Origin of the sequence: Micromonospora sp. NPDC050495 (assembly GCF_040655175.1) — a bacterium.
In the GTDB taxonomy this organism is placed as follows: domain Bacteria; phylum Actinomycetota; class Actinomycetes; order Mycobacteriales; family Micromonosporaceae; genus Micromonospora.
The window spans coordinates 33,434-57,349 of the sequence record NZ_JBFAJK010000028.1; the positions used below are offsets into that span (position 1 = coordinate 33,434).

Annotated in this window: 22 protein-coding genes; 8 read left to right on the forward strand and 14 right to left on the reverse strand. The window is 72.7% G+C overall.

Features of this window, described 5'->3' with window-relative positions; translation table 11 throughout:
- Nucleotides 1-27 precede the first annotated feature (27 nt).
- The gene (locus tag AB0I11_RS23565) at nucleotides 28-282 is read left to right on the forward strand and encodes a hypothetical protein (RefSeq protein WP_357324312.1); all 255 of its coding nucleotides are present in this window, start codon (nucleotides 28-30) and stop codon (nucleotides 280-282) included.
- Between the two features lie 12 nt (nucleotides 283-294).
- Here the strand turns inward: AB0I11_RS23565 and AB0I11_RS23570 are convergent, their stop codons facing one another.
- From AB0I11_RS23570 to AB0I11_RS23580, 3 genes are all read right to left on the reverse strand, one after another.
- Nucleotides 295-1,515, reverse strand: a complete 1,221-nt coding sequence (locus tag AB0I11_RS23570) for a DUF6596 domain-containing protein (protein WP_357324315.1) — start codon at nucleotides 1,513-1,515, stop codon at nucleotides 295-297.
- The gene (locus AB0I11_RS23575) at nucleotides 1,515-1,844 is read right to left on the reverse strand and encodes a YciI family protein (protein ID WP_357324318.1); all 330 of its coding nucleotides are present in this window, start codon (nucleotides 1,842-1,844) and stop codon (nucleotides 1,515-1,517) included. The genes AB0I11_RS23570 and AB0I11_RS23575 overlap by 1 nt, the downstream gene beginning before the upstream one ends.
- Nucleotides 1,845-2,003: 159 nt before the next feature.
- Complete coding sequence (locus tag AB0I11_RS23580; RefSeq protein WP_357324321.1) at nucleotides 2,004-2,987, reverse strand: NAD(P)-dependent alcohol dehydrogenase; 984 nt, start codon at nucleotides 2,985-2,987, stop codon at nucleotides 2,004-2,006.
- A gap of 115 nt (nucleotides 2,988-3,102) precedes the next feature.
- Between AB0I11_RS23580 and AB0I11_RS23585 the strand changes: the two genes are divergently transcribed.
- On the forward strand, nucleotides 3,103-3,819 hold the full coding sequence (locus tag AB0I11_RS23585; RefSeq protein WP_357324324.1) for a TetR/AcrR family transcriptional regulator C-terminal domain-containing protein: 717 nt from the start codon (nucleotides 3,103-3,105) through the stop codon (nucleotides 3,817-3,819).
- Between the two features lie 82 nt (nucleotides 3,820-3,901).
- Here AB0I11_RS23585 and AB0I11_RS23590 read toward each other — a convergent pair whose 3' ends face one another.
- Nucleotides 3,902-4,399: a YcxB family protein gene (locus AB0I11_RS23590; protein ID WP_357324327.1), complete on the reverse strand. Its 498-nt coding sequence runs from the start codon at nucleotides 4,397-4,399 to the stop codon at nucleotides 3,902-3,904.
- 71 nt (nucleotides 4,400-4,470) lie between these two features.
- Complete coding sequence (locus tag AB0I11_RS23595) at nucleotides 4,471-5,214, reverse strand: class I SAM-dependent methyltransferase (RefSeq protein ID WP_357324330.1); 744 nt, start codon at nucleotides 5,212-5,214, stop codon at nucleotides 4,471-4,473.
- Between the two features lie 120 nt (nucleotides 5,215-5,334).
- On the opposite strand from AB0I11_RS23595, the gene AB0I11_RS23600 reads away from it, so the two are divergent.
- A complete protein-coding gene (locus tag AB0I11_RS23600; protein WP_357324333.1) occupies nucleotides 5,335-5,925 on the forward strand; it encodes a DinB family protein in 591 nt (196 codons plus the stop codon).
- Nucleotides 5,926-5,963: 38 nt separating this feature from the next.
- Here AB0I11_RS23600 and AB0I11_RS23605 read toward each other — a convergent pair whose 3' ends face one another.
- The 4 genes from AB0I11_RS23605 to AB0I11_RS23620 all read right to left on the reverse strand — a co-directional run bounded on the left by AB0I11_RS23605 (nucleotide 5,964) and on the right by AB0I11_RS23620 (nucleotide 10,291).
- Nucleotides 5,964-7,001: a HEAT repeat domain-containing protein gene (locus AB0I11_RS23605; protein WP_357324336.1), complete on the reverse strand. Its 1,038-nt coding sequence runs from the start codon at nucleotides 6,999-7,001 to the stop codon at nucleotides 5,964-5,966.
- Entirely contained in the window at nucleotides 6,998-7,792 is a 795-nt protein-coding gene (locus AB0I11_RS23610; protein WP_357324339.1) for a metalloregulator ArsR/SmtB family transcription factor, read from the reverse strand. Before AB0I11_RS23610 ends, AB0I11_RS23605 begins: the two co-directional genes overlap by 4 nt.
- Nucleotides 7,793-7,933: 141 nt before the next feature.
- Nucleotides 7,934-9,073 (reverse strand): glycosyl hydrolase 53 family protein, encoded by a 1,140-nt coding sequence (locus AB0I11_RS23615; protein ID WP_357324342.1) that lies wholly within the window; start codon nucleotides 9,071-9,073, stop codon nucleotides 7,934-7,936.
- Between the two features lie 21 nt (nucleotides 9,074-9,094).
- On the reverse strand, nucleotides 9,095-10,291 hold the full coding sequence (locus AB0I11_RS23620; protein WP_357324345.1) for a cellulose binding domain-containing protein: 1,197 nt from the start codon (nucleotides 10,289-10,291) through the stop codon (nucleotides 9,095-9,097).
- Between the two features lie 103 nt (nucleotides 10,292-10,394).
- On the opposite strand from AB0I11_RS23620, the gene AB0I11_RS23625 reads away from it, so the two are divergent.
- Nucleotides 10,395-10,934: an AAA family ATPase gene (locus tag AB0I11_RS23625; protein WP_357324347.1), complete on the forward strand. Its 540-nt coding sequence runs from the start codon at nucleotides 10,395-10,397 to the stop codon at nucleotides 10,932-10,934.
- Between the two features lie 44 nt (nucleotides 10,935-10,978).
- Here the strand turns inward: AB0I11_RS23625 and AB0I11_RS23630 are convergent, their stop codons facing one another.
- A complete protein-coding gene (locus AB0I11_RS23630) occupies nucleotides 10,979-11,896 on the reverse strand; it encodes a methyltransferase domain-containing protein (protein WP_357324350.1) in 918 nt (305 codons plus the stop codon).
- Nucleotides 11,897-12,069: 173 nt separating this feature from the next.
- Nucleotides 12,070-14,901, reverse strand: a complete 2,832-nt coding sequence (locus tag AB0I11_RS23635; RefSeq protein ID WP_357324353.1) for an FtsX-like permease family protein — start codon at nucleotides 14,899-14,901, stop codon at nucleotides 12,070-12,072.
- 281 nt (nucleotides 14,902-15,182) lie between these two features.
- On the opposite strand from AB0I11_RS23635, the gene AB0I11_RS23640 reads away from it, so the two are divergent.
- Both AB0I11_RS23640 and AB0I11_RS23645 read left to right on the forward strand, forming a co-directional pair.
- Entirely contained in the window at nucleotides 15,183-16,022 is an 840-nt protein-coding gene (locus AB0I11_RS23640) for a helix-turn-helix domain-containing protein (protein WP_357324356.1), read from the forward strand.
- Between the two features lie 66 nt (nucleotides 16,023-16,088).
- On the forward strand, nucleotides 16,089-16,670 hold the full coding sequence (locus tag AB0I11_RS23645; RefSeq protein ID WP_357324359.1) for a dihydrofolate reductase family protein: 582 nt from the start codon (nucleotides 16,089-16,091) through the stop codon (nucleotides 16,668-16,670).
- A 60-nt stretch (nucleotides 16,671-16,730) separates the two neighbouring features.
- On the opposite strand, the gene AB0I11_RS23650 is transcribed toward AB0I11_RS23645, so the two are convergent.
- Nucleotides 16,731-17,897, reverse strand: a complete 1,167-nt coding sequence (locus AB0I11_RS23650; RefSeq protein ID WP_357324362.1) for an MFS transporter — start codon at nucleotides 17,895-17,897, stop codon at nucleotides 16,731-16,733.
- A 98-nt stretch (nucleotides 17,898-17,995) separates the two neighbouring features.
- Between AB0I11_RS23650 and AB0I11_RS23655 the strand changes: the two genes are divergently transcribed.
- Both AB0I11_RS23655 and AB0I11_RS23660 read left to right on the forward strand, forming a co-directional pair.
- The gene (locus tag AB0I11_RS23655; protein WP_357324460.1) at nucleotides 17,996-18,667 is read left to right on the forward strand and encodes a CGNR zinc finger domain-containing protein; all 672 of its coding nucleotides are present in this window, start codon (nucleotides 17,996-17,998) and stop codon (nucleotides 18,665-18,667) included.
- A gap of 426 nt (nucleotides 18,668-19,093) precedes the next feature.
- A complete protein-coding gene (locus AB0I11_RS23660; RefSeq protein WP_357324365.1) occupies nucleotides 19,094-20,527 on the forward strand; it encodes an RICIN domain-containing protein in 1,434 nt (477 codons plus the stop codon).
- A 215-nt stretch (nucleotides 20,528-20,742) separates the two neighbouring features.
- Here AB0I11_RS23660 and AB0I11_RS23665 read toward each other — a convergent pair whose 3' ends face one another.
- Nucleotides 20,743-21,879, reverse strand: a complete 1,137-nt coding sequence (locus AB0I11_RS23665) for a substrate-binding domain-containing protein (RefSeq protein WP_357324368.1) — start codon at nucleotides 21,877-21,879, stop codon at nucleotides 20,743-20,745.
- Complete coding sequence (locus AB0I11_RS23670; protein WP_357324372.1) at nucleotides 21,876-23,822, reverse strand: heparinase II/III family protein; 1,947 nt, start codon at nucleotides 23,820-23,822, stop codon at nucleotides 21,876-21,878. The genes AB0I11_RS23665 and AB0I11_RS23670 overlap by 4 nt, the downstream gene beginning before the upstream one ends.
- Nucleotides 23,823-23,916 lie beyond the last annotated feature (94 nt).

Genomic DNA, 23,916 nt, shown 5'->3' on the forward strand with positions numbered 1-23,916 from the left:
GCGGCCGGCGCGCCGTACCGTTCCGGCATGACTCGTCGGCTGTTCGTCCTGGAACGTTACGACCGCTCCGGCGACGCCCCGGCGCCCGAGGCGGTGCCGATCGCGCCGACGGCGGACACCCGGCTGGTCGCGGCGGTCCATCTGCCGGCCGACCAGGTCGTGCTCGCGTTCGTCGAGGGGCCGGACGCGGAAGCGGTGGCGGCCACCGCCGCGGCGGCCGACTGGCGGGTGGACCGGTTGACCCCGGCTACCTGGATCCACCCGCCGCAGGACCGGCGGTGACCGGGCGGTCGGTCACGGGCCGGCCAGCTGGTCGCGGCGACGGGTGAGGTAGGCCCGCTCGGCGGTGTTGCCGGCCAGTTCGATGGCCCGCCCGTACGCCGCCCGCGACTCCCCGCTGCGGCCCAGCCGGCGCAGCAGCTCGGCGCGGGTGGCGTGGTAGGCGTGGTAGCCGTCCAGCGGCAACGCGTCCACCTCCGCCAGCCCGAGCTGCGGGCCGTCGAGTTCGGCGACCGCGATGGCCCGGTTGAGTCGCACGATCGGCGTGGGGTCGAGTCGCAGCAGCTGGTCGTAGAGCGCGACGATCTGCGACCAGTCGGTGTCCCGGGCGTCCGGGGCGTCGGTGTGGACGGCGTTGATCGCGGCGAGGATCTGGTAGCGCCCGGGCGGCTGCCCGGTGGCCAGCCGCGCGCGGACCAGGGCGTGGCCCTCGGCGATCAGCTCGCGGTCCCAGGCGCCGCGGTCCTGGTCCCTCAGCGCGATGAGCTCACCGCCCGGCGACACCCGCGCGGCCCGGCGCGACTCCGTCAGCAGCATCAGCGCCAGCAGGCCGACGGCCTCGCCGTCGGCCGGCAGCAGGGCGACCACCAGCCGGGTCAGCCGGATCGCCTCGGCGGTCAGGTCGTGGCGTACCGGCTCGCTGCCGGGGTCGGAGGCCAGGTAGCCCTCGTTGAAGATCAGGTAGAGCACGGCGAGCACCCCGGAGACCCGGGCCGGGAGGTCGTCCCGGAACGGCACTCCGTACGGGATCCGGGCGGCCTTGATCTTCGTCTTCGCGCGGGTGATCCGCCGGCCCATGGCGGTCTCGTGGACCAGGAACGCGCGGGCGATCTCGGGCACGGTGAGCCCACCGACCATCCGTAGGGTCAGCGCGATCCGCGCCGGCATGGCGAGCGCCGGGTGGCAGCAGGTGAAGATGAGCCGGAGCCGGTCGTCGTCGATGGCGCCGAGCGGCTCGGGGGTGTCGGCCAGCATGCGTGCCTCCCGGTGCCATTCCTCGCGCCTGACCTCGCGGCGGAGGCGGTCGATGGCCCGACGGTGGGCGGTGGTGGTCAGCCACGCGCCGGGATTCGGCGGGACCCCGTCGACCGGCCAGCGTTCGACCGCGACGGCGAACGCCTCGGCGGCCATCTCCTCGGCGATGTCGAGGTCACCGAGTCGCCGGGCCAGGGTCGCGACCACCCGGGCCCACTCCTCGCGGTGGACCCGGCTGATCGCCTCGCCGATGTCGGTCATCAACCCAGGAACGGCCGCAGCTCGACCCGGCGGTTGCAGTGCTTCGACCCGAGCGCGGCGAGCCGGAGCGCCGCGTCGAGGTGCGGGGCCTCGATGATCCAGAAGCCGGCCACGTGCTCCTTCGACTCCAGGTAGGGCCCGTCGGTGAACACCGGCTCGCCGTCCCGGCCGTCGACGACGGTGGCCGTGTCGGGCGCGGCCAGGCCGCCGGCGAAGACCCAGTGCCCGCCGGACCGGAGCTGGTCGTTGAAGTCGTCGATCGCGGCCTGCTCGGCCTCGGTGGCGAGGCCGGCGGTGTCGGCGAGAACGGACATCAGGTACTGCGCCATCGGGGTCATCTCCTGTCGTCGGGCGGCCGGCCCTCGGCCGGCCGGGCACCCCTGCTACGAACGCCACCGCCGCGATCCGACCCGCCCGGCCCGGACTTCTCCGCCGATTCTCGTACTCGGGGCGACGCGGACGGGGGGTGCCCAGGGGCCGACCGGTGGTCAGACGGTGATCACCACCTTCGCCCGCGCGTGTTCGTTCTCGAGGTACCGGAGCGCCGCCGGCACCTCGGGCAGCGGGTAGGACCGGTCGATGACCGGGGTGAGCCGGCCGGCCTCGGCGTAGCCGCGCAGCGTGTCGAGGTACGACCGCCCGGGCGCCGTCGCCGGCGCGACGATGCGCTGGCGGACGAAGGGGGCGAGCAACCGGCCGCGGGTGATGAGGGCGACCGGGCCGAGGAGGCTGCCGCCGCGGTACACCCCGCCGCCGCAGAGCACGAGCGTCCCGGTCGGCGTGAGCGCCCGGCGCAGCGCGGTCAGCGAGTGGTTGCCGACCAGGTCGAAAACCAGGTCGTACCGGCGGTCCTGGCGGGTGAAGTCGTCGCGGCGGTAGTCCACCACGTGGTCGGCGCCCAGCGAGCGGACGAGATCGACGTTGCGGGTGCTGCACACCCCGGTGACCGTGGCGCCGAGCGCCTTGGCGAGTTGGACCGCCAGGGTGCCGACGCCGCCGGAGGCGCCGTTGATGAGCACCCGCTGGCCGGGGGCCAGCCGACCGGCGTCGCGCAGTCCCAGCAGCGCGGTGCTGCCGGCCAGCGGGAGGGTGGCCGCCTGCTGCGGGGTCAGGTTGGCCGGCTTCGGCGCGACCATCGTCTCGGCCACGCAGACGTATTCGGCGAACGCGCCGTTGGCGTCGCCGAGATCGCCGAAGACGGCGTCGCCCGGGCGCAGGTGCCGGACCCGGGCGCCGACGGCGTGGACCCGGCCGGCGAAGTCGCGGCCCCGTATCCGCGCCCGCGGCCTCGACCGGCCCAGCGCCAACCGGGCCAGCAGCGGATCGCCGCGCATCACGTGCCAGTCGTACGCGTTGAGCGCGGCTGCCTCCACCCGTACGAGCACCTCGTCGGCGGCGGGCACGGGCGGGTCGACGTCCGCCAGCGCGAGCGTCTCGGGCGGACCGTACCGGTCCTGAACGATGGCCTTCATCCCTGCCTCCCTCGAAGTGTACGGCGTACACCCTCTCCCCTCACGGTAGGTGTACGACGTACACCTGTCAAGGGCGTTATGGTTCAACGGCCCGCCAGAGAAGACGAGGACCGAGATGGCCGAGCAGACCGGCACGCTGCGCCGCACCCCGCTGAGCAGGGACCGCATCTTCCGCGCCGCCGTCGCGCTGGCCGACGAGGCCGGCATCGAATCGCTCAGCATGCGCAACCTCGCCCAGGCGCTCGGCGTCGTGCCGATGGCCCTCTACAAGCACGTGGCCAACAAGGACGAACTGATCGCCGGCATGATCGACGAGGTGGTCGGCGAGATCGACCCGCCCGTGCCCGGCCTCGACTGGAAGGCCGCACTGCGCCAGCGCATCCTCTCGGCCCGGCAGGTGCTGCTCCGCCACCCCTGGGCCGCGCTCGCGGTCGAGTCGCGGACCACGGCGACGCCGGCCATCCTGGCCTACCTCGACTCGGTGATCGGCGCGCTGCGGTCCGGTGGGCTGTCGGTCGACCTCACCCACCACGTCATGCACGCCCTGGGCAGCCGCGCCCTGGGCTTCAGCCAGGAACTCTTCGACGACTCCCGACGCGCCGGCCGGTCCGGTCCGGTCGAGTCGGAGCCGCCCACCGCCCCGCCGCCGGAGTTCGCGGCCCGGTTCCCGCACGTCGCCGAGATCGCCACCGCGGCCGCGCACGACGACACGTCCGTCGTCGGCGCCGGCTGCGACGACCAGTTCGAGTTCGAGTTCGCCCTGGACCTGCTGCTGGACGGGATCGAACGCCGGCACCAGCAGGGCTGGACCTCGCACCACCCGCCCCGGTGACCCCGGCCGCGCCGCCTCGTGGGAAGCGGCGCGGCGGACCGGGTCGCGGGTTCAGCGCGGCACGGCGGACCGGGTCGCGGGCTCAGCGCGGCGGGAGCAGCCCACGCCCGGCCATGAAGGCCCGCAACGTCTCGTCGTCCGCGGCGGACATCAGGCGGCGTGGGATCACCGTCGCCGGCATCCGGCCGACGTAGACGATCCAGAAGTCCGCGGTCTCGGTCACCCGGGCGACGCCGTCCCAGGCGATGCCACCGGACTCCGAACCGCTGCGCATCATGATGTTGTCGTCGCTGATGTCGTAGCCGCCCTCGACGGCGTAGCGGTCGGAGCGGCGCCGGGCCCGCCAGCGGACCCACGGCGAGTACAGCATCGACAGCAGGCCACCCACGATCATCGCCAGCCAGAGCGACGAGATCCGACCGCCCGAGGTGGACGCCGAGGAGACGGCGAGACCGATCGCCCCGACCACCGCCAGCACCGCGCCGATGTAGCCGAACCTGCGCAGCCGGACCCGGCTGAGCGCGGCGGCCACCTGGCCCGGGTAGGCCGGATCTGCCGGGACGTCGAAACGGATGTGCACGCCGAAACGATAGTGCCCCCGGGTGGCGCGGTCGTCGGGGGCCGCACCGGCACGAGCCGATCGCGCGGCGGTCAGCCGCGGCGTAGCACCAGCGTCACGAAGCCCAGCACGTCGCGGTACCCGCGCAGCCACTGATCGCGGTGCTCCCGGGCGACCGCGAGCGCCTCGGCGGCATCCGGATGGCCGGGATTGTCCAGCGCCCACCCGGTCAGCGACCCGATCCACGACCATTCGTAGTCGTCCCACTCGGCGGCGTCGCTGACGTGGGCGTACACCGGCGTCCAGCCGGCCCGCTCGGCGACGTCGACCAGGCCGGCGAGGTCGGTGAACTCGTCGGGCTTCGCGTCGAGCGCGGCGAGCGCCTCCCGGGTCGGCGGGACCTGCCAGAACCCCTCCCCGACCAGGAGGATGCCGTCGGCGTTCACGTGCCGGCCGGCCAGCTCCAGCGTCCCGCCGAACCCGCCGAAGGCATGCGTCGCCCCGACACAGAGCACCAGGTCGTAGTCGCCGTCCGGCACGTACGTCCGGGCGTCGCGCTCGTGCAGGGTGAGCCGGTCGGCGAGGCCGCGCTCGGCGGCGGCCCCGGCAGCCCGTTCGAGGGCGTACGGATTGACGTCCACGCCGTCGGCGTGCCCGTCGGGATAGTGGGCGAGGGCCTGCAGCGCCCACGACCCGGCTCCGCAGCCGAGGTCCAGGATGCGCGCCGCCGGTTGCCGGTCCGCTCGCCGCAGGAGCCGGTTGACGTTGACGCCGAAGATCGGCGCCGCGATCGGGTGCCGGGCATGCGCGATGCTGCTGAGCCGTTGGCGATCCACCGCCGAAGTCAACACCAGTCGCCGCTCCCCCGCATCCGGGTTGTCACGCCCGGCCCGGCCGGCGTCGGCCGCCGGTTGCCGCCCGCACCGCGGCGCGGCGGATGGGGAAGACTGGCGGGCATGGCTGACCTGAGCGACGCGAAGACCGCCCTGCACCACTACCTCCAGGGGATCCGCGAGGACCTGATCTGGAAGCTCGACGGGCTGAGCGAGCGCGAAGCCAGAATGCCCCGCACCGCGACCGGCACCAACCTGCTGGGCATCCTGAAGCACTGCCTCAACGTCGAGGTTGGCTACTTCGGACCCACCTTCGGGCGCGACTTCCCGACACCCGAGGAACTGGTCCCGATGTCGGCGTACGACGACGACCCGCAGGCCGACTGGTACGCAGGTGCCGACGAGACGAAGGACGGGCTGATCGACCTCTACCGCCGGGTCGCGACGTTCGCGGATCAGACCATCGAACAGCTACCGCTCGACGCGCCGGGGCAGGTGCCGTGGTGGCGACCGGGTAGGCAGGACGTCACACTGCACCGGATCATCATGCACGTGACCTGCGATCTCGCCCGGCACGCCGGTCACGCCGACATCCTGCGCGAGCAGTACGACGCCGCCGTCGGCGAGCAGCGGGACAACACCAACATCCCGTCGGACTACGACTGGCCGGCGTACGTCAGCAGGCTCACGAAGCTGGCGGACAGCTTCGGATAGCCGCTCGTCCGGTCGGCGGACCGCCTCCGCCGACCGGGCTACGCCGGGGCGTGCAGCGCTCTCGTCGCGGTGGCCCGCACCGTCGGATTCGAGTCGTCGGCCAGGCGGGCCAGGAGCGGACGCGCGGGCGGCCAGCGCAGCAGTGCGACGGCGAGGACCTCCGCGAGGGTCGCGCGTACCCACCAGTCCGGATCGTCGATCCTGGCGGCCAGCGCGTCGAGCGGCCCGCCCAGCAGGCCGAGGCCCCGGATCGCCCCGGCGCGTACCGACGGGCCGTCGTCGGCGAGCAGCCCGCGCAGGGCGGCAGCGGCGACCGGGACGCGATCGGAGCCCGCGGCCCGGCGGCCGAGCGCCTCGCCCACCGACGAGCGGACGTACGGGACGGGGTCAGCAGCCAGCGGCACCAGGTGGTCCACGACCGCCGGCGGGGCGGACCAGGCCAGCAGGAGCACGGCGTGGCGCCGGGCCTCGGCGTCCGGGTCCCGCAGGGCCGCGACGACCAGCTCGTACGCCAGCGGGTCGTGATCCACCCGCGGCAGCGCGTGCAGGGCCGCCCGCCGCACCGCCGGCTCGGGATCGGCCAGCGCCGCACGCAGCGTCTCCAGGTCGGGCGGCTCGAACACGCCGCGCAACGCCCAGAGCGCGGCCCTGCGTAGCTCCGGGTCCTCCCCCGCCAGCAGCGGGAGGATGACCGCCCGGCACCCGGCCCGGTCGACGCGCATCGCGACGCCCAACGCCATGCCCAGCCGCTCCCCGTCGTCCTCGTCCTCGCCGCGCAGCGCGTCCGCGTAGGTCCGCAGGAGCAGCGGGAACCCGGCCGCCCCCGACAGCCCGGCCAGGACGTGGGCCATCAGGTCCCGGCCGTACCAGTTGCGCTCGCGGGCGTAGCGTTGCAGCGCCGCCCGCACGGGCGCCACCGCCGAGCGGTCACCGCTGCCGGCGACCTCCCGCACGAGTGGCCACGGGTCATCGTCCACCGTGCCGTCGGCGTGCCGGAACAGCTCGGCCAGCGCCGCCTGGGCCGCCTCCCCGGCCGTGCGGTCGGGGCGGGCCGCGCCCCGGTCGGCAGTGCTCACGCCTCCTCCGGCAGCGGTTCGCCCGTCTCCAGCAGGGTCTTCAGGCTGGCCACCAGGTTCGGCCAACCGTGCTGGACCATCTCGGCCAGGCTCGATCCGGGCGGGAAGCCGTCGTGCAGCACGGTGAGCTTCACGACCTGGCTGCCGGACTCCTCGATCATGAAGGTGACCTTCGAGCGGGCCTCGCCGGAGAGCCGGGCGAGCAGCTCGTCGTCCCAGCCGAAGCGCTCGGCCAGCTCGGGCGTCACGGCGTGCCAGGCGTAGGAGAGCCGGCGGTAGGGCTCGGACTCCAGCACGACCTGCTCCGGGTCGCTGATCAGCACGCCGTGGTTGTTCCAGGTCATCGGCGCGCCGACGGACCAGTCGGTGGTGAACTCCGTGGCCCAGTACTGGCGGGTGAAGGCGGGCTCGGTCAGCGCCTGCCAGAGCTTCTGCGGCGTGGTCCGGATGTAGGTGGTGTAGACGAAGGTCGGCGCGTCCATCGGGGACTCCTCCAGGGCGAGTTTCAGGTCCGCCAGGGCTTGGACCCTGGCCCGGTCGTAGCGGCTGATCCACCGGTGGGCGATCTCCTGCACGGGCGCGGCGTTGAGGTAGTGCAGCTTCTCCCGGCCGCGCCGCACGGTCGCGACGAGCCCCGCCTCCTCCAGTACCGCCAGGTGCTTGCTGACGGACTGCCGGGCCAGGTCGAGCCCGGCGCAGAGCTCGCGCAGCGTCTGCCCGTTGCGGGCGTTGAGCGAGTCGAGCAGCGCACGCCGGGTCGGATCGGCCAGTGCCTTGAACACCTCGTCCATGTCCGCCCTCGAGCCCGGGTTACCGCCACCGTCAACATGCAGCCTTCCGGCTGTCTGTCAACTTAGGCAGCCGGAAGGCTGCATGTCAAGGCGCCTCCCGGGACGGGAGTCGGGCCGGCGGGTACGGGTACGGGTGCGGGGTCAGGGCGTCCAGCGCACGCCCGGATTCACCCGACCGAACCAGTCGAAGACGGCCATGTTGTCCCACTGGTTCCCGGTGCCGTTGATGTTGGCCGGGTCCCAGCCGTTGCCGCTCACGGCGTACCAGGTCGGCTCCCAGTAGAAGACCCCGATGGCCCCCGCGTTGCGGGCGGTGTTCTGCACCCAGTCGAACTCCTGGGCCTGGCCGGACCAGGTCGCGCTGATGCCGTCACAGGTCGCGTCGCCGATGGCGTTCGGCTCGCTGTCGGCGTTGTTCCGGGTGAAGGGGTACGCGGTCTCCACGATCACCACCGGCTTGCCGTATCGACCGCGCAGGTCGACGATGTTGTTGTAGAGGTTCGACAGGGTGCCGTGCCACATGCAGTAGTAGGACAGCGCCGTCATGTCCCACTGCACGCCCTGGGCGCGGATGCCGTCGTAGAACCACCGCGCGTTGGCGTTGCTGTCGGCATCGGCGGTGTGGATCATCACGGGGATGCCGCTGCCACACGCCTTGGTCGCGTTGTAGCCCTGCTTCAGCAGGCTGGCCAGCGGGGCGAAGTCGTTGTTGACGACCTTGCCCTCGTTCCACAGCATCCCGACGTTGATCTCGTTGCCGATCTGCACGGTGTCCGGCGGGGTGCCCTGCCCCCGGAGGCTGGCGCAGACGTCATAGGTGAAGCTGTAGACGTCGGTGCGCAGTTGGCTCAGGCTGTGGCCGGCCCAGGCGGCCGGCTTGTACTGCTTGCCGGGGTCGGCCCAGGTGTCGGAGTAGTGGAAGTCGATGAGCACCTTGAGGCCCTTCGCCCGGGCCGCGCTCGCCTGGACCAGCACCTTGCTCTTGTTGTTGTAGCCGCTGATCGGGTTGTTCCAGACGCGCAGCCGGACGTAGTTGACGCCGACGGACTTCAGGATGTCCAGTGGGTCGCGGGCGACACCGTTGGCGTCGTAGTACCGCGCGCCCAGATCCAGGCTCCGCTGCAACGAGGAGACGTCGGCGCCCCGCATGCTGAGGGTGTTCGCGGCGGAGGCGGGCGCGGACGTACCGCCGAGCGTGGTGGAGGCGGCGAGGACGACGGCCGCGACGGCCCCGACCAGGGCCCGGGGGCGGCGGCGACGGGTGGCCGAGTGGGTATTCACAAGATTCCTTCCCGGCCGGGCTCAGGCCACGGCACAGGGCGCGCCGTTCAGCGAGAACGCGGTCGGCGGCGCGTCGCTGGCGCCCCACCGCCCCTGGACGCCGAAGGTCGCCGAGCCGTTCGGCGCGAGGACCCGGTTCCAGTCGACGTTGCGGGCGGTCACGGTGGCCCCGGTCTGGCCCACAGTGGCGTTCCACGACGAGGTGACCTGCTGGTCTCCCGGATAGCCGAAGGTGACGATCCAGCCGTCGACCGGCGCCGCCCCGGTGTTCTGCACCGTCACCGTGGCCACGAAACCGCCCGGCCACTCGGACTGGTTGCGGTAGGTCACCAGGCAGGTCGAGGGCGGCGGGGGCGACGGGGAGGAGGTGGTGGGCAGGCTGACCGTGTTGGACGCGATCGACACGTTGCCCACCGCGTCCCGGGCCCGTACGTAGTACAGGTTGCGCAGCGGCGTCGCCGCGGGCAGCGACGCCGTGTACGTCGTGCCCGGCACGGTGGCGATCAGCCGCGAGGTGAACCAGCCGTCGAACTGGTAGACGTTGTACCCGAGCACGCCGACGTTGTCCGTCGACGGCGACCAGGACAGCGTGGCGGTCGAGGCGGTCACCTCGCCGACGGTCAGGGCCTGCGGTGCGCTCGGCGGCGTGGTGTCCGGGCCGGTGTCCGTCACCGGGGTGACCACGGTCAGCGTGTCCGTGGCGACCGAGCGGTGTCCGAGGCTGTCCCGGGCGCTCACCCGGAACGAGTACTGGCCGCCCGGCCGGAGGTAGGCGGTGATCGTGGTGGTGGTGACGACCCCGACGCTGGCGCTGTAGATGACGTCGTCGAACGCCTGGTAGTACGTGATGTCGTAACCGGCGATGGCGCAACAGCCGGGCGTGGCGGCCGTCCAGGTCAGGGTGACCGCGTTGGACCGTACCTCGCTGGCGGTCAGGTTCGTGGGCGCGCTCGGCGGGAAGGGCGAGGTGCCCGGCGTGGTCGGCGTGCCCGGCGTGCCCGGCGTCGGCGAGGCGGTCCCGCTCGGGTCCGCGGCGGAGACCGCGGCCGGACCCGGCGCCGGGGCGAGCCCGGGATGGCCGGCGGGCGGCGCCGCGCCGGCGTCGGCCGCGGGCACCGCGACCAGCGCGGTGCCGAGCACCGCCGTCGACAGCACGACTGCGGCCAGCAGAGCCGGCCGCAGACGGCGGAACAGCGAGGACGGGAAGACGCCTGTCATACCTCGACGATGCACCAACACATCGATGAACACCAACGCATCTCACGCCTCGGGTCGACGGTCGGCCCGACCGTCACCGGCCTGTCACGTCCGTGGAGGGACCATGCCCGCGTACATCCTCACCGGCACACCTGGGTCGGGTAAGACGGCTGTCCTGCGCCAGTTGGAGATCGACGGCTACGCTGTCGTCGAGGAGGCCGCGACGGACGTCATCGCGCTCCAGCAGGCGCTCGGCCGGCCGGAGCCGTGGCGGGAACCCGGTTTCGTCGACCGGGTGCTGGATCTTCAGCGGAAGAGGCAGCAGGCGACCGCGCAGCCCTCCGGGGTGGTGTTCTTCGACCGTTCGCCGGTCTGCATGTTGGCCCTGTGCCGGCACCTCGACCTGCCCGCACCGCGCCACCTGCTCGACGAGATCGAACGCCTGGTGGCCGAACGCTGGTACGAGCGGCCCGTGTTCTTCGTCCGGCAGCAGGGCTTCGTCCAGGCCACCGCCGCTCGCCGGATCAGCTTCGCGGACTCGCTCGCCTTCGAGCGGATTCATGAGCTGACCTACCGCGACACCGGCTTCGACCTCGTCGACGTCGCGGCGGCCCCGGTTCCGGTTCGCGCGGCCGCGATCCGGAACCGGGTCGGGCGGCCGTGAACGGGCTCCACCCCGCGCGGCCTCGAACGGCGCAGCCGACGTTTTCAGCCGACCTGCGACGGCTGTCCCGGGCGGCGCCCCCACGCCGAGATCAGCGGCGCGAGCGTGAGGTCCAACTCGCCGGCGTCGACGGCAGCCAGGTGCGCGTCGATCTCGGCGTCGTCGGCCAGCCCCGCGGCGAGCAACTCGGCGCGGACCATGCGTACCGTCGCGGCCTCCAGCCGGTCGCAGGCCACCCCGCCGACCGGGAAGCAGCCGGCCGCCGCGACATCGACCAGCCCGGCCGCCCGCAACACCCGCGGCAGCGTACGGCCGAAGCGCAGGTCCGCGCCGCGGCGGGTCAGCAACTCCCGGACGGCGCGCCGCAGCCGGTTGGCGCGCCGCTGGGCCGGGCCGACCTCATCGAGGCAGGCCAACGGCTGCAACTCGGTGTCGGCATCCTCGACCAGCAGCCAACCGCCGGGCCGCAGGGCCGCCACCATCGTCGCCAACGCCCGGTCCCGGTCGGGCACGTGGACGAGCACGAGCCGGGCGTGCACCAGGTCGAAGGTGCCCGGCTGCGGCGGCGGGTCCGCGACGACATCGTGCCGGCGCACCTCGTACCCGCCGTGCGGGTCCAACCAGGTCGGATTGATGTCCGTGGCCAGCACGTGACCGGTCGGTCCGACCGCCCGGGCCAGCGCCTCGGGAATGCTGGGGCCGCCGGCGCCGACCTCCCAGCAGCGCCAGCCCGCCCGCACGCCGAGCCGGTCGACGTGCCCCCGGGTGGCACCGTCGAACAGCTCGGCCAGCCAGGTGAACCGCTCGCCCGCCTCCACCCGCGCGTTGTCGAGCAGGTAGCGGTGGTCCGGGGCCGACCCGGGGGCGGGCGGCGATGGAGGCCCGAAGCCCGCGCCAGCGGTGTTCACCGGCCCGCCCGTGGTCGTGTCCGGCTCAGACCCGGGGTCGGAGAGGGAACTCATCCCGCCATCCTCCCGACCTACCGGGGCTGTGTCAGTGCGACACGACACGAAACCAGGCGAAGCCTCGCGCCGGCAGACCCGGAACGGCTCTGCGGCTCGCCGGCAGCCGAACGACCGTGCTCCTCCCCGTAGGCCGGTCCTGCCGCCGGCCGGGTCATCCGGTCAGCCGGTCCTCATTGGTCGCTGAGGAGCGCGGCGGTCGGTAGCCGCCGGATCAGGATCGCCGGGACCAGCGCCGCGAGCACGGTCAGCAGCAGCGCCGCCGCGGTCACGGCCAGCGCCAGCGCCGCCAGCCGGCCGTCCGCCTGGCCGACCAGCAGGGCTACCGAGCCGAGGCCGGCGGCGATCCCGAGGACGCAGCCGAGCGCCCCGACGCCGAGCGCCTCGTAGACCAGCAGCCGGTTGAGCGCGGAATCCGGCCACCCCACGGCCCGGAGCGTGGCGAACTCGGCTGACCGTTCCCGCACGCTGAGGTAGAGCACGTCGGCCACGCCGAGCACCCCGAACAGCAGCACTCCGCCGGCCGCCACCAGGTCCACCCCGCGCACCTGCACGGAAACCGCCTGACCGAGCAGCGAACCGACCATGCCGTCGTTGAACGCCCAGAGCGCGGCAGCGATCAGGGTGACCGCGCCTACGCCGGCGGCCAGGCTCACCGCCCCGGCGAGGGTGCGCGCCGGCGCCCGTACCAGATTGGCCACCGCGAGCCCGGCGAAGGTCAGCCGCGCGGCGGACCGTCGGGCCGGCACCGCATCCGCGTGGAGCGCCTCCGCCGACCGGGTACGGGCGGCCCGCAGCGCGGGCAGGGCGCCGGCCACCGCGGTCAGCAGCACCGCGAGCGGCACGCACAGCAGGGCCACCGTGCCGGAGACCCGGACGTCGGCCAGCCGGCCGAGCGGCCCCGACAGGCCCGCGCCGAGCAGTCCCGCGGCCAGTCCTGTCGTGGTGCTCTCGGCGAGGATCAGCAGGCTCAGCCGCCAGCCGGGCCAGCCGACGCAGGCAAGAATGGCCAGTTCACGCCGGCGGGCGCGGACCGCGGTGGACACCGCGTTGCCGACCAGCAGCGCGCAGACCACCAGCAGCAGCCCGAGCAACATGATGTTCTTGCGGTCCACGGCGTGGACGATCTCGGCCGCCACACCCTTGCGGGTGCGGGCCTCCAGCAGGGTCAGATCGGGGCGGCCGAGGGGGCCGCCGGGCAGCAGCACCCGGCTGCGTACCGTCGAGCCGCCCAGCACGATCTCGACGGTCAGGCCGGTCTGCCGGACGATCTCGTCGGCCACCATCCGGACCCGTTCCCGGGCCACGTCGTCGAACCGGTCGATCCCAGCGACCCGGACCCGCACCGAGCTCAGCGGGGCGGCGGCCAGCGCCGGCCCGACGCTCGCATACAGCTGACGCGCCGCGGTCAGGCTCGTCACCAGGCTGGGCGGGTGGTGTGGGTAGCCGAGCGGGTCGTCGTCGGGCAGCAGGGGGCGGTCGGCGAGCAGGCTGCGGACGCGCGCGTCGGCGCCCACCGGCGGGGCCGGGCGGTAGAGGTCGAGGGCCTGTTGCGCGGCTCCGGCGGCGGAGCCGAGCCCGTCCGCCGCGAAGCTGCCCACCGGGGTGACCGTCCACTGCTCCGGCAGCCCGTTCAGGGTCACCGGGTCTCCCGTCCCGATGCTGCCCGCACTGAGCCAGGAGTCCCGCCACACGTCCTCGATCCCCTGGTCGGTCGAGCCGGGTTCGCCGTACCGGGGCAGCACCCGGGCAGCCCCGCCGGGCTGCGGCTCGTAGGCCGGCGGTCCGGGCCGGAGCAGCGCCTGGATGCTGGACAGCGGGCTCGACCCGGCCAGGGCGGCGTCGAGCCGGGTGCGGTACAGCCGCGCCAGGTCGTACTGGACCACGCGCGGCGACGTCTTCGCCGAGTCGCGCAGCAGCGGCCACAGCATCTCGGTGGTGGAACCGGGCACCCGCTCGGCGGTCCGGCCGGCCAGCCGGGACACGGCGACGTCGATCTGTTCGTCCAGGGGAAGGTCGGCGGCGGCGAGCACCGGCAGCGTCCGGCCGGGCGGGCCGGTCGGGGGAAAAGGGGAGAACGGGGTGTACGGGGCCGCCGGCGCGACGGCGTCGGTGTCGGTCAGGTAGCGGCCCTCGCGCACCGCCCGGTCCAGGCCGACCAGGCGCGCCTCGGCCACCGGATCGATCCCGGCGACGAGCGCCGGTACCACCGCCGGCAGCGGGATCTCCAACCGGGCGGTGGCGCGTATCGCGGACGCCGGGCGGCCGTTCGTCCACACCGAGGCCAGCCGGAAGGTGCCGTCCGCGAGCAGCTGATACGCCTGCACCGCGCTGACCTGCGTCCGCCGGGCACCCGGTACGAAGCTACCCACCGCGGTCTCGCACACCTGCCGCCGCCGGCCGTCGGGCTGCACCTCCAGCGTGCCGCCGCCACCCGTGCCCGGGCACTCGGCGGCGGAGGTGGACTGGTCGACCCGGGTGCCGTCGGTGTAGATGTACCGCCGCTCGGCACCGCTGGCGCCCGACAGCGGCACCAGCGGGCGGCGGGACACGTACACGTAGATCGGTGCGCCCGCCAGCGTGCTCAGCCCGCGGTCCCCGCGGACCTGGGGAGCGACCTCGATGACCTGCCGCTCGGCCGACCGGTCGACCTGGTCGGTCACGTCCACCCCCACGTCCGGGCGGATGTCGGCGAGCCCGAGGACCGCCAGCGGGGCGGCCACCTCGACCCCGGGAATCCGCTCGATCCGCCGCCACTGGTCCAGGTCGATGCCGCCGTAGGCCGCGGTGGGACGGTCCTGGTCCAGCGGGCCGGTGGCCGACGCCGAGGGATGGACCAGGATGTCGTACGACGGCCGGAACTGCCCGTCGACGGAGCCACGGGCAACCAGCCGGCAGGTGCTGGCGGCACCGGTGAGCACGGTGAATCCGGTGGTGGCGACCAGTACGGCGGCGAGCACCGCCAGGCTCCGGCCGGGCGTGTTCCGCAGCTGTGACCAGACCATCCGCAACATGGGTGGGAACTCCCCGCTCGGGCGGTACGGGCCGTCCCGGTCGGCTGTGGGCCGGGCTGATCCTCCGGTCCGCCGCCGCTTCGAGTATTCGTACCATTTCCATCCGGTCTGGTCGACCGGTGCCCTCAGGGCCCGGCCCGCACAGTGCGGACCTTGGCACGGTGTCAACGCCAGGTGCGCGTGATGACGCTCGGGGTCCGCCGTGTTCCTCCAGGCTCTTCACCAGGCAAAGTGTCATCGGCGACGCGGATGGCGTCTGCGATGCTGTGGGCGTGGAGTACGTGTCCAGAGTGCCGCGACCGCCGCTGGACGGGCTGATCGACGACCTTTACTACCTGGCGGGCGCGTCGCCGTACGCCCGGCTGACGCTGCCGCCGATGCCCGCGGCGTTGCTCATCGTCAACCTCGGCGCGCCGTTCCGCATCCGCGCCGGCACCGGCATCGAGACGGCCGAGTACGCCGACGGCTGCGTGGTCACCACGCCCACCCGCGCGTTCGAGTTCGGCTACCCAGCCCGGACCCGGTCCGTCGGCGTGCACTTCAAGCCGTGGGGGGTGGCGCCGTTCCTGCCGATGCCCGCGGCCGAGCTGTGTGACCGGCCGGTGACGGTGGAGCAGGTCTGGGGCCGACCCGCCACCGCTGAGCTGCGAGACCGGCTGGCCACGGCGAACGGACCGGACGAGATGCTGACACTGCTCGAGGAGGAGCTGATCCGACGGCTGGGCGAGACCGCCGGCCTGGGCCTGATCCGCCACACGAGCAGCGTCATCGCGGCGACCAGCGGGGCGGTGGCGATCGGCGACCTGAGCGTGGCGGCCGGTGTCAGCAGCACCCATCTGGCCCAGCGGTTCAAGGAGCTGATCGGCGTCACGCCGAAGCGGCTGGCCCGCACCTACCGCTTCGCCGCCACCGTGTTCGCGATCGACCCCGCCGGGCCGATCGACTGGGGCGACCTCGCCGGTGCCGCCGGCTACTTCGACCAGGCCCACTTCGGCCACGAGTTCCGGGCGTTCACCGGGCTCACGCCGACCCGGTACGTCGAGGTTCGGCGGCGGTTCCTGCGCGAACACCCCGGCCACGCGCTGGACGGCTGGCCGCTGCCGGCCGATTGATTTTGTACAAGAGCGGACCGGCCACGACACGCTAGTTTGGGCGAACCCGAACCAGAGGAGAGCCCCGTGGGCAAGGTGGTCATGTACAGCTCGGTGTCGGTGGACGGCTTCGTCGCGGACCAGAATGACCAGCCCGGGCCGCTGTTCGACTGGTTGTCCAACGGTGACGTCCCGTTGGACGGCAGCGGCGTGGTGAAGGTGTCGCAGGCGTCCTACGACCACACCCGGCCGTACTGGGACCAGATCGGGGTGACCGTCGTCGGCCGGCACGTCTTCGACCTCACGGACGGCTGGGACGGGAAGCCGCCGGGCGGGATCGACCACGTGGTCGTGGTGACGCACCGGCCGGCGCCCGAGGGCTGGGACGCCGAGGCGCCGTTTCACTTCGTCGAGGGCGTCGAGGCGGCCGTGGCCAAGGCGCAGGAGCTCGCGGGTGACCGTCTGGTCGAGGTCGCGGCGGGCGACGTCGGTGGCCAGGTGCTGGCCGCGGGTCTGGTCGACGAGGTACGCATGGATGTCGTACCCGTCGTGTTCGGGTCCGGCAAGCGCTACTTCGGATCGGTCGACGCGCAGCACCTGTTGGCGGATCCGGACGTGGTGATTCAAGGCAACCGGGTGCTTCACCTGCGCTATCAGGTGCGCCGTTGACGGTCTGAGCGACGGAGTCCACCGCGAACGCCGACAAGTGCGCCAGCGCGCACGTGATGTTCACCGGGTGGACAAGGCCCGCTGCTCCCGCCGCGGGCTGACCCGTTGGCCGCTGGCCAGCACCAAGGCGATCGCCCCGAGCGCCGCCCCCACCACCACGGTGCTCGCCACGCCGAACCCGGTCACCGCCAGACCACCGGCGAGGGCCCCTACCGTGATGCCGACGTTGACCGCGGCCGAGAGGGTCGCGGCCGCCACGTCGGAGCGACCGGGCGCCACCTGGAGCACCAGACCGCCCAGCGCCGCGGTGAACGCGGCGAATGCCATGCCGGACAGGGCGATCATGCCGATGGCCGCCACCGGTTGCCGACCGAACACGTACAGGACGAGCAGTGCCACGGTCTGCAGCGCCACGGTCGTCATGAGGGCAAGCCACGGGTTGCGGTCGACGAACGCTGCTATCGCGAGCATGGCGAGCACGCTCGCCATGCCGCGCGCCAGCAGGATGACGCCGACGGACGTGGTGGCGAAGCCGGTGACCTCGGTGACGAACAGGGCGACATAGGTGTAGGCGGCGATGGCGCCGGCCGTCGTCAGGATGGCGATCACCACGAGCAGCCAGAACCGCCGGGCGTCGGGCGTCGCGCCGTGAGTGGCGTGCCCCTCGCCGGGCCGCGTCGACGGCAGCAGGGTGGCCACCACGGCCAGGACCACCGCGCCGAGTCCAGCCACCGCCACGAACGACGCCCTCCAGCCGGCCATCTCGCCCAGCCAGGTGCCGGCGGGTACGCCGACGAGCAGCGCGAGGTTGCCGCCGGCGAACACCACCGCGACCACCCGCCCGCGCAGGCCGGGCCGAAACAGCTCGGCCGCGGCCGGCACCACCACCGCCCAGAACAGGGCGTGGGTCAGCCCGGTGGCCACCCGGGCCGCCACCGCCTGCGCGAACGTGGTGGCGAACACCGTGGCCGCGTTGCTGACGACGAAGCCCGCGAGCAGCCCGGACAGCAACGTCCGGCGCGGGATGCGCCGAGCCAGCACGGTCAGTGGGACCGAGGCGATCATCACGACCGCGCCGTAGGCGGTAACCAGCATGCCGACCTGGGACGGGGAGACGTTCAGGTCAGCGGCCATCGGGAGCAGCAGGCCAACGGGCAGGCCCTCAGCGGTGCCGTACAGGAACGTTCCACCGGCCAGGCCGAGCAGAGCACCGATCGCGCGTGTCATGCGCCAACCCCGTTTCCATCTAAACGAGCTTTCATGGAAACAAGGCGCCGGCGATTGCGCAACTGGTAAAGTTGGTTTTGATGGAAACAGTGACTCGCATGCGTCTGGTCGGCGGCAACCTCGCCCTCGACTTCGTCAACACGCGGGTCGGTCCGCCCGGCGCCGCTCCGGACGACGACGTGCTCACGGGTTATCCCGAGCTGATCGCCTGGGGCGGGTACGCCGCCGACCTCACCGACGCCGAGGCGACAGCCCTCCGCCGACGCGCCCGCGACGACGTAGCCGGCGCGGACGCCACCTTCCTGCGCGCGCTGCGTACCCGCGACTACCTGGACGAAATTTTCCAGGCGCTGGCCGCCCGCCGGAGCCCGGAGTCGACCGCCCTGGACCGGTTGCGGGACGACGAAGCGGACGCGCTCGCCCACGCCCGGCTCGACCAGGACGGCGGATTCGCCTGGACCTGGCGGGACGACCATTCGCTCGCCCGGCCGCTACGGCCAGTGGTGCACGCGGCGGTCGGTCTGCTGACCACGGCCACGATGCAACGCCTCAAGCGGTGCGAGGCGTGCAGCTTCGTCTTCTACGACGAGAGCAAGAACCGAAGCCGCCGCTGGTGCAGCATGGAGGACTGCGGAACCGCCGAGAAGATGCGGCGCTACATCGCCGCACGGCGCAGCCGGCTCACTCGGGAGCGGCCCGGCGACACACCGCTCCGTCGGCCGCCGGACGCACCGACCGGTGCCACCGCTTCTGCGGCGGACGCCACGTAGCCCACCAGCCGGCGGACCGGGCCAGGAAATGAATGACATTCGTCGATTCCTTGACACCCCAGACGGGATCGCCAACACTTGTCTGCAACGCGCACGCAGCAGCCCAGAAACATGTGTCTGCCTCGGCGTGACGCGCCGGAGCTGCCCGGGCGCACGTCAACCACACCAGGACCGCGAAGCCCCCGGGTTGCGCGTGGCCCACGATGTTAGCGCTAACAGCGGTGGCCGTCGCGGGAAGACCTGTGGCCGTGGCACCACGGCGGGCAACAGCGGCTCCGGCGATCGGTCTGATGTCCGAACCCAGAAGGGCTAGATCACGTGATGGACCACCTCTTGACGCGGACCACGTCGCCGCAGGCCCACGCAGCGGGACCACCGCGGAGCACCCGGCCGTTACGCCGGCTGCTGATCGTGCTGGTGGCCGCGATGACGGCGATGGTTGGCGGCGTCGTCGTCATGTCGTCGCCGGCCAGTGCGGCCACCAACCAGTTCCGCGGCATGAACTGGGCGGTGCTGGGTGACAACTTCAGCACCGGACCGCTGGTCGTGCAGGGCCTGAGCTCCTCCGACAGCAACGCGACGGTGCGGGCCAAGGCCAACGCCCTCTATGACGACATGGCTGCCACCATGGGAGTCAACACCGTCCGGCTGCCCATCAACACCCACACGGTGGGGACGGCCTGGTGGGAGGCCTACCGAGGCGCCATCGACGCCGCCACCGCCCGCGGATTCAAGGTCATCCTGGCGTACTGGGAGGACGGCGCCGCCTCCGGCGGCAGGATCACGAACCTCGCCGCCTGGAACACCATGTGGTCCACAGTGACCAACACGTACGGCTCGAACCCCAACGTCTACTTCGAGCCGATGAACGAGCCGCACGGATACAGCTCCACGGAGTGGCGCAACGTCGCGGCCAACTGGCTCAGCTACCACTACTCGGCGGTGCCCAGCCGGGTGCTCATCGGCGGCACCGGGTTCAGCCAGGACCTGCGGGACATCTGCAACGACACCCGCTTCAACTCGACCCTGCTGTCCTTCCACTACTACGCCTTCTTCTACGGCGCGATGACCTACGACGCCTTCCGCAGCCACATCCAGACCCGCCTCGGCAACTGCGCCAGCCGGGCCGTCGCCACCGAATTCGGCGCGCCCATGAACGACGGCCGCAACTACGCCGACGCGAACAGCACCGACAACTTCGTGCGCTACATCCGCGCCATGGCCCAGGTCATGCGCGACAACCAGATGGGCGGCACCTACTGGCCCGCCCTCGGCGGCAAGCCCGGCACCATCGGCTACGACTGGTACTCGATGTACTCGCTCAGCGGCGGCGGAACCGACCTCAACCTGACCGTCCGTAACACCTCCGGCGCCGACCAGATCCGCTACGCCTGGGGCGACACCATCGGCGGCGGCCCCACGACACCGCCGCCGTCGACGGACACGTTCTACCGGGTCATCGTGCGCCACAGCGGAAAGGCCATGGATGTCCAGGCACCGAACACCGACAACGGCGCACGCGTCGGCCAGTACACCTACAACGGCAACGCGTGGCAGCAGTGGCGGTTCCAGGACGCCGGCAGCGGCTACTGGCGCCTCATCAGCCGCAACAGCGGAAAATGCCTCGACGTGGTGAGCGCGTCCACCGCCGACGGTGCCGAGCTCATCCAGTACACCTGCGGCACCGGCACCAACCAGCAGTTCCAGATGGTCGCCAACGGCAGCTACTTCCAACTCCGGGCACGACACAGCGGCAAGTGCGTGGACGTACCGGCCTCCTCGACCGCGGACGGCGTGGTCCTCAAGCAGTACTCCTGCAACACCGGCGCCAACCAACAATGGTCACGCACCACCGTTTGACGATCGTCACCACGGATCCTCGCTACGACGCACACCCGGGCACACCGAGCATGAGCCGGTGCCCGGGGTGTGCGCCGTAGCGCCGCCGGATTCGCCGGCGCGAAACCAGGCAGCCCGGCTGTCCGATGCCGGCCGGCTGGAATGGCTGGCCCAGGCCGCGCCGCGGTGCGATCGCGGACCCGGGCCGGCGACCCGTCCGGGACGCCGGCGGCCCGTCATGCCCTCGGCGGTGCAGTCGACTCGCGTACGCGCAGGGACGGGCTGATCACGACCCGGTGCGCGGGACGCTCGGGGTCGGTGAGCCGGTCGGCAACGAGTCGCACGGCGGCGCGGCCGATGGAACGCCGTGGCGGCCGGACCGCGGTCAGCGGTGGGCTGAACAGCTCGGCGACCTCGTCGTCGTACGCCACGATGGACAGGTCGCCGGGCACGGTCAAGTGCCGCTCCTCGCAGTGTTGCACCAACGCGATCGCCTCAGGGTCGGCATGCACCAGCAGCGCGGTGGTGCCGGTCACCTGGCACTGGCGCAGGACGGCGTCGAGCGCGGTGTCTCGCTCCGGTGCTCGGGCGTCCGGCACCGCGGCCGCGACTGTGGCGTTCGGGTCCAGGCCGCACTCCGCGGTGGCGTCGAGCCAGCCGCGCCTCACGTGCTGGCTGGTGGGGCTGTTGGCGGCAACCACGAGACCGACCTTGCGGTGCCCGAGGGAGGTGAGGTGCCGAACCGCCATGGCCGCGCCGAGCGCATGGTCGGTGACCACCGATTCCATCACGGCGTGATGGCTACCCACCGTGGCCGTGCGTTCCAGCAGGACGACGGGGAAGCCGAGTTGGTCGAGCCACTCAACGGTCCGCTCCGAGGTGGGTGCGTCCATGCGTGGGGCGATGATCAGGCCGTCGACGGCCATCCGCTCCACGAGCCGGGCGAGCTGGGGTTTGTCGTCCTCCGTGTCGTACGAGGAGCCGCGCAGCACCACGCGCATGTCGAGCTCGCGTGCGGCCTCCTCGGCGCCGCGGGCCACATCCGGCCAGTAGTAGTCCATCGAAGGCACCAGCATGCCGAGGGTGCGGCCGCCGAGCGCATCGGGGGCGGCACAGGTTGGCTCGTCGGTGATCGGGGGGTCGTCGGGCGTGATCAGCGCCACCCCACCGTGAACCCGGCTGACCAGGCCTTCGGCGGCGAGCTGCGCGATGTCGCGGCGGATGGTGACCGGCGCGGCGCCGAGCGCCTGGGACAGGTCCGAGATGCGCATCGCCCCGTCGCGTTGCAACGCCTCGAGCAGTTGCTGGCGGCGGGCGACCTGCAGCGGCCCTCGAGCCTCCGCCGTACCGGCGGTGGGACTGTCCTTTGTCATGGGGCACCTCCGAGGAGCGCTTCGTGCGGTGGGAGCTCCTCCACGGTGAGGACGAGCTCGCCGCTTGGGCCGAACGCGGTGACGTCGATCGCGAGCCGGTGCAGCCGCGCTCCCCACACGTCGAAGAGCATAGGGTCCTCGATCGGGCGCACTGTCGCGGCGCAAAGAGCGGACGCCGGACGCCAGCTGAGCCCGATCCGGCCGGCACCGTCGAGCGCGGTGATCTCGGCGCGACCATCGGCGAGCCGTACCTCACCGGCGACGAGCAGGTGTACGTGGGTCGGCGGCGGCTCGACGGCCGGGTCGAACTCCCAGGTATCGACGATCTCGACACGCCCGCCGCGACGGTCGTACCGCGCGGTGCGCCACCAGTGCCGAAGGTCGGACCTCGGATAGGCGGGGGCAATATCCATGGTGGCCGCGGACCTGATGTCGTCGGCAACGTGGGTGACATCGCGGGCGGTGAAGCCCTGGCCGGGCGACTGACCCGTCGCACGGGGGTGCGGGACGTTGTGCCAGGCGCTCTGCATGGTCCAGATGCCGTACCGGTCCGGGCCGAACGTCTGCGCCGTGTAGGTGGGGCGGCCGGCGTCGACGAGAACCGGCACCGCGTTGAGGGCGATCACGACGCTGCCGACATCGTTGTGGTTGTGGTGCTCCCCGTTGTGGCCGCCCTTCAGGGCGAGGGTAAGGCCCTCCGCACTGCCGGCGGTGCGGCGAGCGAGCATGACCTGTGTGGACGGCAGCCACACGTCGCGAGGAAGCGGTGACCTGCCGGGTGCGGCGTCGACCCAGCTCGGGTCGGTCAGCGCCCGCAGCAGCCGCCCGAGCCCTTGCTCCGCGCCGGCGACCGGTGCGTCGGGTCGGCGGTGGGCGGCAGCGTGGGCCTGCGCGTCCCGGTCGCCGACGCGGCGGGCAGCGCGGTGCAGAGCGTGCCAGGGTTGGGCGACGGCCGGACGTGCGGCGCCGTCTGCGTGGTTGAGGTACCAGGGGCCGCCCAGGTGCATGCGGTGCGGGAAAGCGACGCTGTGGCGCAGCGCGTCGCCGGGCACGTCGTCCAGCGCACCACCGGCTGCGTGGGCCAGGATATCGAGCGCTTCCAGCACTCGGCACACGCCGTTCCACCAGTAATCGTAGCCCTCGTCCACGGCGCCATCGGCAGGTAGCGCCGCCACGTACCGATCGAGCCCTTCGACGACCAGGTCGACCAGCGCGGCCCGCCGGGTCTGGTCGTCGACGAGCCGCAGCGCGGCGACGAGGACGTTGCCGTGGATCCACGGGTTCCAGTTGTGTACGTCGCCGTCGAGGCCGAGCCAGTGCCAGTCTCGGCGGGCGGTGAACGGCGTCAGCACGCGGCGGTCCACCTCGAAGCGGATGCGGGCGCGCAGGCCGGGCGCGCGCACGTCGAGCGGCTCGCCGAGCAGGTGGTCGATCCAGGCCAGCTGCGCGGCGACCTCACCGGCACCAAGGTCGAGGTACGGGTCGGTCACGGTGGGCAACACCGTGCCGTGCACGGTGTGGGTGTCGTCGTGGGCGGGCCAGCACCAGCTGCTCTGCTCGCACAGCAGTGTCACCCCGTCGACGACCTCGTCGAGCCAGCCATTGTCGAGGGTGACGGCGGCGAGGACAGACGCGCGGGTGAGCCGCCGCTGCCGGGCGAAGACCTGCCGCTCATACGTCTCGCGGTCGCCGTACCGGTGGTATCGGGCGTACTGGCTGGCCAGTGGGGTCGGCCATGGGGTGGTCCGGTCCCGCTCGGCGGGTGCCCGCAGGTCAGCCAGGGTAGGACCGTGCACGTGCGGTTCGGCCCAGACGCCGCGATGGTGCGCCGGGGGCACCGGCAGGGCCAGCTCGGGGGACGTGAGTAGCCCTTCGAGCCGGGCGACACCGACATCCGGCCAGGCCGAGGCGAGTGGGCCGGTAAAGCGGTCAGCAGCGGCCATGACTCCTCGCACGTAGAGCAGATGTGAGCGGACCTGACCGTATCAGATCGTTTTTCGCCGCCCGAGGAGACCGCGATCAGCATATGGCGACGTC